General features: G+C 68.2%; 13 protein-coding genes. 4 read left to right on the top strand and 9 right to left on the bottom strand.

The features are described from left to right. Window positions 1-39: 39 nt before the first annotated feature. Both RM1_RS13430 and RM1_RS13425 read left to right on the top strand, forming a co-directional pair. On the top strand, window positions 40-576 hold the full coding sequence (locus tag RM1_RS13430) for a DUF3558 domain-containing protein (RefSeq protein ID WP_245816298.1): 537 nt from the start codon (window positions 40-42) through the stop codon (window positions 574-576). A 24-nt stretch (window positions 577-600) separates the two neighbouring features. After that, the gene (locus RM1_RS13425; RefSeq protein WP_072751855.1) at window positions 601-978 is read left to right on the top strand and encodes a hypothetical protein; all 378 of its coding nucleotides are present in this window, start codon (window positions 601-603) and stop codon (window positions 976-978) included. 9 nt (window positions 979-987) lie between these two features. Here the strand turns inward: RM1_RS13425 and RM1_RS13420 are convergent, their stop codons facing one another. Then, the gene (locus RM1_RS13420; RefSeq protein ID WP_072751853.1) at window positions 988-2,358 is read right to left on the bottom strand and encodes an FAD-binding oxidoreductase; all 1,371 of its coding nucleotides are present in this window, start codon (window positions 2,356-2,358) and stop codon (window positions 988-990) included. A gap of 71 nt (window positions 2,359-2,429) precedes the next feature. Further along, a complete protein-coding gene (locus tag RM1_RS13415; RefSeq protein ID WP_072751851.1) occupies window positions 2,430-3,047 on the bottom strand; it encodes a DUF4232 domain-containing protein in 618 nt (205 codons plus the stop codon). A 111-nt stretch (window positions 3,048-3,158) separates the two neighbouring features. Between RM1_RS13415 and RM1_RS13410 the strand changes: the two genes are divergently transcribed. Together RM1_RS13410 and RM1_RS27240 are read left to right on the top strand one after the other, a co-directional pair. Next, window positions 3,159-4,703: an HNH endonuclease signature motif containing protein gene (locus RM1_RS13410; protein ID WP_072751850.1), complete on the top strand. Its 1,545-nt coding sequence runs from the start codon at window positions 3,159-3,161 to the stop codon at window positions 4,701-4,703. After that, window positions 4,616-5,092, top strand: coding sequence for a transposase (locus tag RM1_RS27240; protein WP_425528693.1), 477 nt, complete (start codon window positions 4,616-4,618; stop codon window positions 5,090-5,092). Before RM1_RS13410 ends, RM1_RS27240 begins: the two co-directional genes overlap by 88 nt. 24 nt (window positions 5,093-5,116) lie before the next feature. Here the strand turns inward: RM1_RS27240 and RM1_RS13400 are convergent, their stop codons facing one another. From RM1_RS13400 to RM1_RS13370, 7 genes are all read right to left on the bottom strand, one after another. Then, window positions 5,117-6,100, bottom strand: coding sequence for a GDP-mannose 4,6-dehydratase (locus RM1_RS13400; RefSeq protein ID WP_218019702.1), 984 nt, complete (start codon window positions 6,098-6,100; stop codon window positions 5,117-5,119). Window positions 6,101-6,126: 26 nt separating this feature from the next. Continuing rightward, complete coding sequence (locus RM1_RS13395) at window positions 6,127-7,269, bottom strand: UDP-N-acetylglucosamine--N-acetylmuramyl-(pentapeptide) pyrophosphoryl-undecaprenol N-acetylglucosamine transferase (protein ID WP_072751845.1); 1,143 nt, start codon at window positions 7,267-7,269, stop codon at window positions 6,127-6,129. A 147-nt stretch (window positions 7,270-7,416) separates the two neighbouring features. Then, on the bottom strand, window positions 7,417-8,415 hold the full coding sequence (locus RM1_RS13390) for an alpha/beta hydrolase (protein WP_072751843.1): 999 nt from the start codon (window positions 8,413-8,415) through the stop codon (window positions 7,417-7,419). 150 nt (window positions 8,416-8,565) lie between these two features. Next, window positions 8,566-9,999 carry an HAD-IB family hydrolase gene (locus RM1_RS13385; RefSeq protein WP_072751841.1) on the bottom strand — a complete coding sequence of 478 codons (1,434 nt, stop codon included), beginning with the start codon at window positions 9,997-9,999 and terminating at the stop codon, window positions 8,566-8,568. After that, window positions 9,996-12,287 carry a glycerol-3-phosphate 1-O-acyltransferase gene (locus RM1_RS13380; protein ID WP_072751839.1) on the bottom strand — a complete coding sequence of 764 codons (2,292 nt, stop codon included), beginning with the start codon at window positions 12,285-12,287 and terminating at the stop codon, window positions 9,996-9,998. Before RM1_RS13380 ends, RM1_RS13385 begins: the two co-directional genes overlap by 4 nt. Then, the gene (locus RM1_RS13375; RefSeq protein WP_072751837.1) at window positions 12,284-13,756 is read right to left on the bottom strand and encodes a wax ester/triacylglycerol synthase domain-containing protein; all 1,473 of its coding nucleotides are present in this window, start codon (window positions 13,754-13,756) and stop codon (window positions 12,284-12,286) included. The genes RM1_RS13380 and RM1_RS13375 overlap by 4 nt, the downstream gene beginning before the upstream one ends. Window positions 13,757-13,897: 141 nt before the next feature. Further along, complete coding sequence (locus tag RM1_RS13370; protein WP_245816296.1) at window positions 13,898-14,377, bottom strand: nucleoside deaminase; 480 nt, start codon at window positions 14,375-14,377, stop codon at window positions 13,898-13,900. Window positions 14,378-14,418 lie beyond the last annotated feature (41 nt).

Raw genomic sequence — 14,418 nt, 5'->3', positions numbered from 1 at the left:
GTGGACCGGTATCTATCGGCCGGGAGTGGGGAGTGTCGGGTGAGGGTGCAGTTTCGGGGTCTCATTGCGTTGGGCGCGGCTTGTGGTGCGTTGATGCTGGTTGGGTGTGGTTCGGAGAGTGTTGCGGGGGAGGCCGAGGCTGTCGGGGCTGGTGCCGGGGAGCCCGTGTTCAGTCCATGCGACGACATCCCGGAGGAGACCTTGCGTGCCGTTGGTGTGGATCCGGTGACGGAGTCGCCAGATGTCGCGGGGGTCAAGCAGCCAGGATGGAACGTCTGTAAGTGGATTGGACCAGATCACGGGCTCGCGGTGTATGCCACGACCTACACGATGGACGACGTCCATTCGAACCCGAAGTTTGAAGAGTTTCGTCCGATCGATCTCGGAGACCGTAAAGGCACAACCTTTCGCGAGGTCACGGACAAAGAGCGGCGCCACTGCGACGTCGCGCTCAGTTCGAATGGTGGCGCTGTGATGATCACGATCACCTACCTCGGTGGAATGCAGGTGGTGGAAGAGCCATGCGCCGTTGCCGCGAGGACAGCTCGACAGCTTCTGCCGCATATTCCGAGCTAGTACTGAACATGAACAGGAGCAACAATGGCTGAGCGCGAAGGGGCGAACTGGGGCGCTGTGGGAGCAGCCATCGATGGGGGCCACGTGTACCTTGAGCGCACGGTTGCGCAGCGATGTGCGCAGCGATGTGCGGAGTTCGTCGGACAACTACGCAAGATCCAGTTCGATGCGATTGCGCTTGAGCGAATCGACGGTTTCGGCAATCTGCCGTCCGGCGTGGCCCTCGCCGCGAAGTTCGGGAAGAAGGCTGTTGGCGGCGACTACTCGATGGACCAAGCAATTGCAGACCACATAGCCGTGGTCCAAGAGATGCAGCAGACCTTCGAGAAGATTGAGGCCATGTACGTGGCCTCGGAGGAACGCAACCGCGCCGGCATCGACCGCGCCGGATCCCCGCTCTGACCTGCCGTCCTACTTGAGCATCGCGCCCGGGTTCAGGATTCCGTCCGGGTCCAGCGCGGTCTTGATCCGCCGGTTCAGCTCCATGACGTCCTCGCCGAGCTGGAACGGCAGCCAGTCCCGCTTGAGCCGACCCACCCCGTGCTCGCCGGTGATTGTGCCGCCCAACGCGATCGCCAGGTCCATCACCAGGCCGAATGCGCGCTGCGCCCGATCGGCCTCGTCGGGATTGGTGGGGTCGAACACGATCAGCGGGTGAGTGTTGCCGTCGCCGGCGTGCGCGACCACGCAGATCAGCACGTCGCAGTCGCGCGCGATGTCCTCTACGCCGGTGATCAGGCGGGGCAGCGCGTCCATCGGCACGCCGACGTCCTCGAGCAGCAGGCTGCCCAGCGCCTGCACGGCAGGGAACACCGAACGCCGGGCCACCGTGAACGCCTCGCCCTCGGCGGGGTCGTCGGTGGCGAACACCTCGGTGGCGCCGTGCTTTTCGCAGGCCGCGACCATCGCCGCGATCTCCTCCGCGGCGACCGCGCCCGGCGCATCGGACTGCGCGAGCAGCAGCGCCCGCGCGTTCCGGTCGAGCCCCATATGTACGGAGTCCTCGACCGCGTTGATGCTGGCGTGGTCCATGAACTCGAGCATCGCGGGCCGCAGGTTCCTGGAGATCGCGAGGACCGCGTCGGCCGCGTCCTGCACCGAACCGAACGACGCCACCACGGTCGAGGCTGGCGGCTGCGCGGGGATCAGCCGCAGCGTCAGCTCGGTGATGACCCCGAGGGTGCCCTCGCTGCCGACGAACAGCTTGGTGAGCGAGAGCCCGGCGACGTCCTTGAGACGCGGGCCGCCGAGCCGCACCGCGGTGCCGTCGGCGAGCACCACCTGCATGCCGAGGATGTAGTCGGTGGTGACGCCGTACTTCACGCAGCACAGGCCGCCCGCGTTGGTCGCGGCATTTCCGCCGATGGAACAGATCTCGAACGAGGACGGGTCCGGGGGATACCAGAGCCCGTGCTCGGCGGCGGCCTTCTTCACCTCGGCGTTGAACAGGCCCGGCTGCGCCACGGCGATCCGGGTGACCGGGTCGACGCTGATCTCGCGCATCCGCTCGGTGGTGAGCACGATGCCGCCGCTGACCGCGGTCGAGCCGCCGGACAGGCCGGACCCGGCGCCGCGTGGCACCACGGGAACCCTGTGCTCGGTCGCCCAGCGCATCACCGCCTGCACGTCCTCGGTGCAGGTCGCGCGGACCACGGCCATGGGGTGGCCTGCGTTCGGGTCCGCGGCCCAGTCCTGCCGGTAGCCCTCGGTCAGGTCCGGGTCGGTGAGGACGGCACCGTCGGGGAGGGCGGCGACGAGTTCGACGAGATCGGCGGTCGACATGCCCCCATCATGCTCCGACTCCGGCCGCCTTCATCGGATGTCTCCGACTCAGCGGGCGATGCGTGCGCGAACTACCCGCCCGCGACCACCGCCGTCACCTCGAGCTGATTGACCTCCGGCCCGGTCTTCGCGCACCCGGTCCCCGGCAACGGCAGGAAGAGCGACGCGTACGCGTTCGGTGGGAACACCCGCAGGCCGGCGACCGGCGTCGGGTCGCACAGCTCCGGCGGGTAGTTGGCGACCTGGATCGCCCGCACCTGGGCGGTCGCCTTGGCGTCCGATGCCAGCTCCACCGGGCCCTGGCCCGCGCCGGATCGTGTCGCCGGTGCGCCGACCTCGGGGCCGTTCTCCTGGGCCACGTAGGAGACGCCGGGGAAGCCGTCGAGCTTGCACGTGCGGCCGCCGATGTTGGTGAACACCAGCGGGATGATCGTCGAGCCCGCGGCGCCCTCGGTCTGGCCCGCGGTGAGCATCAGCTCGGTGGCGGCGCAGGTGTTCGGGTCGTCCGGAGCGGTGGTCGGGGGCGGGGGACCGGCTGCCGTGGTCTCCACCGCCGGTGCCTCGGTGGTGGGGGTTGTGGTCGTGGCGGGTGCGGCCGTCGGGTTGCCCTCGGTGTCGGAGTTGCTACACGCGGCCAGCGTTAGCGCAGTGGTGGCGAGCAGTACGGCGGCTATCCGGTTACGGGTCATGACATCCCCTCCGCTTCGGCTTCGGACATCACAAATGCTAGTGCCTTGATTCCTCCAATTGGTGAAGCGAAACCCCTGCGAATCGAACGAATGTTCTAGTAAACTCCGAACATGGAACTCGACGAGATGCTCACTGCGCCGCAGGATGTGGCCGCATGGCAGCTCGCCGACACCGACCTCTTGCGGCTGATTCCCGAGTTGTCATTGCGGATGCGGCAGCTCGAGGGACTGCGGGTCCGTCTCATGCATCAGGTCGATCAGCGGTGCGTGGCCGAGCGGGTCGGGGCGTCCTCGCCCGGCAACTGGCTTGCGGGAGCGACCACCATGACCCCCGGCCAGGCGAACCGGATCGTCAAGCTCGGGCGGGAGCTGGCCAAGCACCCGGAGGTGGCCGCCGAGTTCGACTCAGGGAAAGCCGATTACGACCAGGTGCGGGTGATCGTCGAACTCCTGAACAAGGTGCCCGACGGCGAATCCCCGGCCGACCCGAAGGCCGCCGCCGAGGATGGTACCGGCGACGCTTCAACTGAAGGCGATGGCGACCCCGGCTCGGACGCCGCCGACGGCGACGCCCGCAGTGGCGCCGTTCAAAGCGGCGAAGACGACGGTGGCCGGACTGACTGCAATGGTGGCGACGACGGTACCGGCAGTGGCAGCGACAAACGTGACGGTGACGACGGTGATCAACCCGATGTCGACTCGATCATCTTCGGTCCTCACGACACCCGAACACAGGCCTGCGCCCGCTACCTCCTCTATGCCGCCCGCACCGAAGACTCCACCACCCTCGCCCGCCGCGCCAATGCACTCGACCTGATCCTCAACGGAGACAAGAAGAACCCCGACTCCGAAAACACCGAACTCAACGAGTTCCACGCATCACCCGGACTCGGCGGCCGCGTCCACCTCAAAGGACACCTCGACGCCGCATCCGGCGAAGCCCTCCTCGCCGCGCTGTCCGCCCTGTCCAAACCGCGCCCCGGCGCCGACAACCGCGATGGACAAACCGGCAGAGACCAACGCAGCCCCGCCCAACGCCGTGCCGACGCCCTCACCCACATCGTGCGCACCCACCTCGACTCCGGACACGGCCCCACCGAAGGCGGCGAACGACCCCACATCAACGTCTTCGTCGACGCCGACGACCTTGCTGCCACCACTGACGAGCACAACCATCACGAACGCGGACACCAGCAGCGGGGTCGACGGCGCGGACCGGCTTGGATGCCCTGGCTCGGACCGATCACCCTCGACCTCGCCGCACAGATCTCCTGCGATGCCGACATCACCCCCATCACCATGGACCCCGACGGCAACCCCATCGACGTCGGACGCACCACCCGGCTCATCCCCCGCAAACTCCGCCGCGCACTCAACGCCCGCGACTGCGGCTGCGCCTTCCCCGGCTGCGGCCGACCCGCAGCCTGGACCGAAGGCCACCATATTCAGCACTGGTCCAACGGCGGCCCCACCAACCTGTCAAACCTGGTGCTGCTCTGCCGCTTCCACCACACCACCATCCACCGCGGCGACTGGACCGTCACCATCAACAAAGACGACGGCCATCCTTGGTTCACCCCACCCGCCTGGGTCGACCCCCACCGACAACCCATGCCGGCCCACAACCGGCGCAACCAACTCACCTTCGCCGCGTAAAAAGGCGAAACCACCGGGCACCGCCCGACACCACCCAGAAACGGGAGGCGTCGGAGCGGTGCCCACCGCGCGTTCGGGGGAGTGATGGCGCCCTCGCCGTCGAGTTGACAGCCTGGATGCAGACCCTCGCCCTCACCGAGACCGAAGCCCGGCGATGGGATCCGAAAAAGGTACGACTGCGACAGTTCTCGATCGCGGGATGGATCGTCCGACACGCCGGGGGAACCCACCTGAGACGGTCTGCGCACGCACCGTGGCGACACCTGATCGAGGCCGTCCTTGCCGGGCTCGACGCTTGTTCCGTCCCAGCTCGACCAGCCCGAACCGGCCCTTACGGTCGACACGCATATCACCGGAACCCGTGGAACGCGGCCGTCAATCCCGGCTGACCTCGGGTGTGTGATCGGCTCAGCTCACACACTGTAGCGGCGAGGGGCGGCGATCGGATGAGACCCGACCCACTCCGAGGTGCGGGTGAGCCCCTCGCGCAGGGAGACCTGCGGGCTCCAGCCCGTCAGTTCCCGCACGCGCCTGTTGTCGGACACCAGTCGGTGGACCTCGCTGCCTGCGGGACGTTGACGGGAGTCCTCCGCGGTGACGGATGCGGCGGAACCCGTGATCTCGATGAGTACGTCGATCAGGTCGCGGATCGAAATCTCCTTGCCGGTGCCGAGATTCAGCGTCTGGCCGACCGTCCGCTCGGACTCCGCGATCGCCATGAAGCCACGGGCGGTGTCCTCGACGTAGGTGAAGTCCCGGGTCGGGGACAGCGCGCCGACGGCGATCTCGTCCGCGCCGGAGTGCAACTGGTGCAGGATCGCGGGAATCACGGCGCGCGTCGATTGCCGCGGGCCGAATGTGTTGAACGGACGGCAGACCGAAACCGGCGTGTCGAAAGAGTGAAAGTACGACAGCGCGACCATGTCCGCGGCGATTTTCGATGCGGAGTAGGGCGACTGGGGTTGCAGCGGGTGCGCCTCGGAAATCGGCACTTCTCTCGCGGTTCCATACACCTCGCTCGTCGACGTGTGAACAACCCGTCGCACCCCGTGTCGGTGCGCGGCGTCGACGATGTTCTGGGTGCCCAGCACATTCGTCTGGAGATATGTGTGGGGAGCCTGGTAGCTGTAGGGAATTCCGATCAGTGCCGCGAGGTGGAGAATGGTGTCGATACCCTCCGCGGCATCGAGCACCTGTCCGCTGTCGCGAACATCTCCCGCGATCATCTCGATATCGTCGAGGTGATCTGAAAGAAAGCCGGCCGACGCATAGGGCTTGTAATGCGCCAGCACCCGTACCTGCGCGCCTTGCGCGAGCAACTGTTCGACCAGGCTGCTGCCGATGAAGCCCTCACCGCCGGTGACCAAGACTTTTCTGCCGGACCAGAATTCATTCACGATTGCACCTCTTTTGTTCGATGGGTTCATGCGTTGACGACGTCATATGCCGCGGACTTGTGGCCACCGAGTTGCCGCAGCCAGTTCGCCACTGTTCGTGCGGAATCGTTCAGTCTCGGATGGGCGGTGTCCGCGATCGTCGCGCGCTCAGTGGTGTCGCCGAGAAGGTCGTCAATCGAGCGCGCCAGGCTTGCCGGGCTCAGGTCGCCGTCTCCCAGCATCCTCGCGGCGCCGCGGGTCACGAGCGCCTGCGCGTTGTGTCGCTGATGGTCACCGGGCGCGTGCGGGTACGGCACCAGGACGCTGGGCACGCCGACATGGGATAGCTCGGCGACCGTGATCGCGCCTGCCCGTCCGACAAAGATATCGGCGCCCGCGTACACCAGGTCCATCCTGTCCAGATAGGGCAGCACCAGCACGTTGCCGAGGTCTTCGACCGCGGCCGACGCCGCCGAGAAGTGCTCGGGCCCCGTCTTCACGACCAGACGAACGTCGTCGCGGTCGCGCCATTCGCGCGCCAGCGACAGCGCGGTATCGGTCAGCCGGCGAGATCCGAGGCTGCCGCCGCACACGAAGACGAGTTTCTGACGCGGCTCCGCGCCGAAGACGGTGCGTGCCTGATCGCGAAGCGCCCACTTGTCGAGTCTCGCGATCTCCCGCATCAGCGGTGTGCCGACCACCCGAACCTCGTTGCGGGTGAATGCCCGCGTCGTCTCCGGGAATGCCACTGCCACCCGGGACGACAAGAGCGCGCCCAGGCGGTTTGCCCGTCCCGGCACGGCGTTGGATTCATGGATCAGTGTCGGGATTCCCGCGAGGCGGGCGCCCAGCACAATCGGCAGACTCGGATATCCGCCGGTGCCGAAGACGACATCGATACCGAGTTCACGGATCTGCCGTGCACAGTGCACGCTGGCGCGTCGGAGTCGGGCTGCTGCCCTCCCACTGCCGCGCACTCCGGTCAGTCCGTCGACCTCGGCGGTGTGCAGTCGGTAACCTGCCGCCGGCACGAGTTTCTCTTCCAGTCTGCCTTTGGCGCCAAAGAATTCGATCTGAATATCGGCGTGTTCGCGCAGGGCCTCGGCGACGGCAAGGCCCGGATAGATATGTCCACCGGTGCCGCCCGCGCCGATGGCGACGCGGAGCGCCGGTCGCGGTTCGAATGTCATATCCACACTGTGCGTGACCGAGATTAGAGCTCCGTTAGACCGCGAATCGGGCGGGTCGCGGGCATCATCTCCGGGTTGAGCAGCGAAAACGCCCGGTGGCATGGAACTTCCATGCCACCGGGCGCTTCTCGAAACGAATGGACGGTCTCACCACGCGTTCAATGTGTTCAGGATCTGGGGGCGTGCCTTCCACAGTTCCGCGGACCAGTACGGCCACGAATGGGTGCCGTGGGCCGGGAAGCTGAAGGTGGCCGGGATGCCCAACGAGTTCAACTTGAATTCGAAGGCGCGGGTGTTGGCCAGTGCCAATGCCTCCAGCCCCATGCCTGTCGCCGTGTTGAAGTACTCGATGGGAGCGTTCGGCTGATCGAAGGGACCAGGAAGACCGCTCGCCGCATAGACATACAAGGACAGGCCGGCCAGTTGTGGAGCCACGACGAACGGGTCGTTGCGCAGCCACAGGGGCGACCAGGGCGGGCCCCACATGGAGTCGACGTTGTAGCGACCGGCGTCGAGCATCGAGACGCGGATGGCCTCACGCATGCCCGGCGCGGACAGGTTGAGGTAGCCCGACAGGGAGCCGGCGAACTTGAACTGGTCGCGATGGTGCGCGGCGAGCGTCATCGCCGCGGATCCGCCCATCGACAGGCCGAGGACGCCGTTGTTGTGACGGGAGACACCGCGGGTCTCGAGGTAGTTCGGGAGGTCGCGGGTCAGGAACGTCTCCCACTTGTAGGTGGTCTGCTGTCCGTTGAAGTTCGACGGAGCCATCCAGTCGGTGTAGAAGCTGGATTCGCCACCGACCGGCATCACCAGGGTGACGTTGTCGTTGCGGAACTGGTCGAGCGCGTTGGTCTCGAACGTCCACGCGTTGCGGTCGTTTCGCGCCCGCAGGCCGTCGAGCAGGTACAGCGCGGCGTTGCCCCCGCGGGATGCCCACTGGATCTGCACCTTGATCGGGCCCATTTCCGAGGGGACCCACACCTCCTCGTATCCGCCCCATGGCGCGCGATGCGCGAGGGGCGCGGCCCCCGCGGTCGCCTGCCCTGAGATGCCCGCGAGCATCACGCACGCGAGCAGCGATGCGGTGACGGTGAGCAGGCGTTGGAGGAGCCGATTGGGCGTTTGAGGTCGAGAAATGCACATCAAAACTACGTAATTCCATCCTGTTCGGGTCCGATGCGCAGCTGGCCGCCCCAGTGGAGAGTGGTGCCGCCCCGACCCGCATCGGGCACCGAAGGTACGCACGGATCATTAGCGAACGGTAAGAATTCCGTAAGAAAGGAGGAGCGCGGCCTACTGATGCCCGGCGTGCAGGCATTCGTCGAACAACGCCCGCACCTCGTCGATGTGCTCGTCCAGCGTCTCAACGGTCCAGTTCTCGGTGCTGACCGGCTCCAACACGTCCACGTACACCGTTCCCGGGTGTGCGACAAGTGAATTGCGCCACATCAGCTCGCCCGCGTTGTGGATGACGATCGGCACGATCGGCACCGCCGCCTGGATCGCCAGGTGGAAGCCGCCCTTCTTGAACCTGCCCAGGCGCGGCGTCGGGGTCCGCGTCCCCTCCGGCGAGATCGCGATCGAGATGCCCGACTTCAGCTTGTCCACGGCGGGCCCCAACGCGGCCTTCGCCTTCTCGCTGTCCGACCGGTCGATGTACGCGACGTCGAGCAGCGCACCGATCGGCACGAACCGCGGATCGTGGGACGCCTCCACCTTCGCGACCCCGGTCACGTCGCGGCGGATCACGCCGCCGACGATCAGCATGTCCAGCGAACTGGTGTGGTTGAACATGAACACCGCGGGCCGATCGCTCCACGCGTTGTCCTTGCCGTTGATCTTCACCGAGATCCCGCAGATCGCCAGGGCTAGATCCGGACCGAACGTCCCGACGAGGTTCGCGGCGCTCTGCCGGTTGCGCAGGACCAGTCCGGCCGCGCCGCCTGCCACGGCGGTCGCCATCAGCGCGCCCACCGCGGTGGAGGTCCGCACCACCGACAGCGGGTCGGCACCGAGCTGCGGCTTGCGCAGGTTCACCGCAGGCCAGCCCTTCCGCTTGGCGACCCCGGTCAGCTTGCGGTCCGGGTTCAGCGCCACCGGGTGCCCCACCGACTCCAGCATCGGGACATCCTCGCCGCCATTGGAATACGCGAAGCTGCGGGACAGATCGGCGTCCTTCCTTTCGGCGTAGGAACGCAGCGCGTCGGCCTTCGCCTGCCCCCACAGCGGCGGCGTCGTCAGCTCGCCGGTGAGCATTCCGTCCACCACCTCCGGCTCCGTCGACAGCACGTCGGTGATGTCGAGGTCCGCCGCCACCCACTGGGCCTGGTACGGGGTGGCGGAGGTGGCCATCACGATGGTGTGCCCGGCGCTCCGGTGCGCGGCGAGCACCCCGCGGACCTCCGGGTAGATCATCCCGGCGATCTCCTGCCGGAACAGCCGCTGGCCCCACTCGCGCAGCTCGTCGTCCATCCGCCCGGCCAGGGACTGGACCCCGATCCGCATCAGCCCGCCGACGTCGGCGCCGCGGAACTGGGTGTCGATCGCCGCCCCTGTGGTGCGCAGCAGCTCGGCGAGGCTGATGTCGAAGCGGCGCAGACGATCCCGATACACCACGCTCGCGGAGTACCCGCTGATCAGGGTGCCGTCGAGGTCGAATGCGGCGAGGGTCCGCGGGCCGGGCTCGGCCGCGGCGATGGCTTTGTGCAACGCGTCCACATCGCTCACAGATCACGCTCCTCGGGCGTGATGCCTGCCTCCCGGAACTGGTCGAGGCGCTCCTGGGTGAGGCCGCGGATGTGCCGTATCCGGGTGACCAGGGTGCGGATCTCGGCGGCGAACGCCGTCCGCCTGCGCGCCAGGTCGCCTGCGGCATCTCCGTCGGCGGGCTCGAGCAGGTTGCGGTTGCGCGCCAGCTTCAGCGCGGTGCCGAACAGCTCGCCCGAGATGGACTCGCTGCTGGCGATCTGCTGGCGCAGCCGCCGCTGCTCGGCCAGCGCGAGACAGGTCGTGGTGAACTGCTTCTCGTCGAACTTCCCGGACAGCGGGGTGTGGACCAGCTGATCGGCCACCACCCCGTAGGCCTCCAGGAACGGTTGAAGGACCCGGTGCGCCAGGTAGGGGCGAATCCGGTCGAGCATGGTCTCGGCCAGGTTCGGATCGTCGCGGTTGCTCTCCCACGACGGGTAGATCAGCGTCATCTCCCGGCGCATGTCGCGCTCGAAGGTGTCCCGATCGCTGAAGAAGAACTCGAACTTGAGCAGGTCCCGGATCCGTTTCGCCTCGATCCAGCCCTCGGTCACCAGGTCGGTGTACCCCTCCTCGATGCCGGCCCGGAGCACCAGCTCGGTGATCGCCCGGACCACGAAGAAGTGGATGGTGTTGTTGCGGTAGAACGCCGCCACCAGGTGCTGGTCCTTGCCGAGGTAGTAGACGCGGGTGCCGCCCCTGTCGAAGCGCTGCAGCACACCGGATTCCACGTGGGTGTCCAGGGCCTTGCGGTACACCTGCGGGTTCTGCAGGTCCACACCGCCCGCGGTCGGCAGCGAGCGGGCGGAGATGTAGTCGACCAGCGGGGTGAGGATGAAGGCCAGCTCGGCGACGGTGAGCGCGCGGTCCTCGATGCCGAGGACGGCGAGCATGATCAGTGACGACACCGTGATCGGGGTGACCTCGTTGATCCGATGGCACACCTCGAACGCGGTCTTCTGGATGGCCAGCCGCAGGTCCTTCTCGCCGCTGAGCGACTCGGCGAGCGAGAGCGGCCTGCCGACGGTCACGTGCGCGACGCCGTGCCGCTTGCCCTGGGCGCGCACGTACCCGACCATCCAGAGCAGGCTCTCCTTCGTCTTCGCCTCGCCGTGCGCCTCGGCGGCCATCGCGCTCACCTCGTAGAGCTCGTCGTAGGTGAGCGAGACCGGCACCAGGTAGACGTCCGAGACCCCGCTGGACTGGTAGGCCTTGGTCAGGTAGGTGAGCAGCCCGAAGCGCGGGGGCCGCAGCTTTCCGGTGCGGCTGCGCCCGCCCTCGATGTACCACTCGAGGTTGAACCGTTTGGTGAGCAGGTAACGCATGTACTCGCGCAGGTTCCACTTGTAGACCTCGTCGCCGTCGAACTTGCGGCGGATGAAGACGGTGCCGCTGCGCCTGCTGATCGGTCCGATCGGCCAGAAGCTGACGTTCAGCCCACCCATCACGTGGTTGAGCGGCAGGTCGTTCGCCAACAGTGCGGGCCGCAGCACCAGCGGGTCCAGGTACGAGCGGTGACTCGGCAGGAACACCAGCGAGTGCTCCCGGTTCAGCGTGCGCAGCTCCTCGAAGCGCGTGGTGTCCACGTCGAGGCGATAGGCGCGGGAGAAGTAGCGGCCCAGTCGATCCCACAGGGCGATCGCGCGCCTGCTCTGCGCGGCCACCATCTCGCCCAGCGCCTCTCTCGACCGCTTGTCGACCTCCGCCAGCGGGACGTTCAGCCGCAGCGACAGTTCGCTGACGCCTGCGTGGAAGCGGGCGGTGTCGGTGATCTCCTCGACCACGAATCGCGACACCTTGTACTGATTGCCGAGCAGGGTGCGCTCGGCCCGTTCCAGCGCGAGGGCGGCCTGCCTGCGGATGTATTCCGGCAGCGAGCCGCCGCCGCTCTCGTCGAGCCTGCGCTTGAGGTCGCTCAGGGGGGCGGGCTCGCCCTCGATCACCTGGCAGCGCGCCGGGTCGCTGCGCAGCATCCGCCGCTGTGCGCTGCGGCCCGGATGCAGCGGATCCCGCGGGGCCAGCGCGTCCCGCAGCCCGTGGCGGTGCCCGTTGTCCGGCGGTGGCAGCCACACCACGCGCACGGGGGTGAGCAGCGGGTCGTCCTGCCTGCGGGTGAGCTCGGCGAGCGACTGGCCGCCGATCGGCACCGCGGTCGCGGCCTGCCCGGCCTCGGTGGGGCGGCGGCTGAGCCACGACCGCAACACGTCGTCCTCGGCGGCCGTCACGGTCTCGGTGAGATAGACCCGAGGGTGGTGCGTGCTCGTCATCGTTGCGTCCCTTCGGTCGGGCCGGCCAGCGCGACAACCTCGTCCAGGCTCTCCTGCAGGCAGCGCATGAACAGTTTCGGAGCGGTGACCGCGGCGGTGTCGAGGTTGACCCCGATGCAGCAGGTGCCGACGTGCGAGACCAGGGTGGCCATCACCGCGCAGCCGGGCGCGGGCCCGAACGGGAACATCCGCTCGATCCGGGCCCCGGCGAGATACACCGGGACCGGGACGCCCGCGACGTTGCTTGCCTGCAGGTCCAGGCCGGTGGACTGGGACAGGTACCAGTCCGCTAGCAGCCAGTTCGGCAGCCGTTTGAGCAGCGGCGCGGCGAGGTCGATCGCGTCGATCGCCGGTTCCTCGCGCAGTCCGAGGACGATGGCGCGCACCTTCTTGATCCGCTCGACCGGATCCGCCTCGGCGGCGGGCCCGGCGAACCGGACGGCCGCGAACCGGTTGCCGCCCGAGGTGTCGGAGGCGGGCCGCATGTTCACCGGCATGCCCATCGGGATCGGGCCGATCTGCTGACCGTGGGCCTGCGCGTAGCGGCGGAAACCGCCGAGCAGCGCGGCGACGTACGCGTCGTTGAGCGAGCCGTGCGCGGCGCGGGCGGCGGCCTTGAACTCGGGCAGGCCCACCTCGAGCACGCCGAACCAGCGACCGAGCCCGCGGCCGCGCAGCAGCGGCAGTCCCGTCGCCGGGGGAGGGGTGACGATGCGGCGAAGCGAATTGGCGTAGCCGAGGGCGTCGCTCGCGGTCCCGATCGGGTCGGCCACGGCGCCGACCGCGGCCCTTGCCGCGCCCGCGATGAGTCCGGTGATCCGGCCGGGGGTCTTGCGCACCTCCTCCAGCACGTCCTGGCCGAGCGCCTCGAAGTTGGTCAGGTGCTCGGGCGGTGCGGGCAGCCGGTCCGGCTTGTTGGGGCTCGGCGCGGACCTGCGGCTGTGCAGCAGCGTCATCATCCGGATGCCGCCCATGCCGTCGGTCATGCTGTGGTGCGTCTTGACGACATATACCGCGCGGCCGTCGTCGAGGCCCTCGATGAGCATCGCCACCCACGGCGGCCGCGCCTTGTCGAACGGCTCGGTGCCCAGGTGCCTGCAGATCCGCAGCGCGTGGTTGAAGTCGGCCGGCTCCGGCAGCCGGATGCGCCGCAGGTGATAGTGGAGGTCGAACTCGGGGTCAACGGACCACACCGGGTTGCCGAGACCGAACGCGGGCTCCACCGCGCGCATCCGGATGCGGGGCACGATGTGCGAGGCCCACTCGTGCGCCCGGACCAGGCGGTCCCAGTCCGGCGGGCGGTCGAGGAGGTCGACCGCGACGATGGGCGTGCGCAGGAGCGGCTGGGATTCCTCCATCCGCCACATGCCGGTCTCGAGGTCGGACATCGACCGATCCCAGCCGTCCGCGACGGCGGAGAGGTCGACGTCGACCGCGCTCGGTGGTATCTGCGGAACGCCGTCGGTCATGCCCGCACTCCCTCGGTCGTCGAGTCCGTGGACGTCGATCCCAGGCGCGGAGCCCGGCGGAGCGCCCACAAAGCCAGTGTGGACCCGTCGGGTGGGGCACGCACAGGGTTTCGGGGCCCCGGTGACCACTGGGGCGGATGGCTACTCGGTGACCCCGATGTCCTCGTTCCAGAGCGCGGGTCGCTCCCGGATGAAGCGGGTCATCATCTCGACGCACCGGGCGTCGTCGAGCACCGCGACCCGGACGCCATGCTCGGCCAGCCAGTCGTGGCCGCCGGTGAACGTGACGCTCTCGCCCACCACGAGGGTGCCGATGCCGAACTGGCGCACCAGGCCGCTGCAGTACCAGCAGGGCGACAGCGTGGTCACCATGATCGTGGAGCGGTAGTCGCGCTGGCGGCCCGCGGCGCGGAACGCGGCGGTCTCGGCGTGCACCGAGGGGTCCTCGTCCTGGACGCGTCGGTTGTGGCCGCGGCCGAGCAGGGCGCCGTCGGCGTCGAAGAGTGCCGCGCCGATCGGGATGCCGCCCGCGACCAGCCCCGCTTCGGCCTCGGCGATCGCCACCTCGAGCAGGTTCGCGGCGAACTCTCGCGGCATCGCCCCGGTCGTCGTTCGGTTCATGTCCACACCTCAGTGCACGCGCGCACCGCTGTCAACGCCCG

The sequence above is a fragment of the Rhodococcus maanshanensis NBRC 100610 genome, assembly GCF_001894865.1.
Classification (GTDB): domain Bacteria; phylum Actinomycetota; class Actinomycetes; order Mycobacteriales; family Mycobacteriaceae; genus Rhodococcus_G; species Rhodococcus_G maanshanensis.
This window is presented reverse-complemented; position numbering and strand designations above follow the sequence as displayed.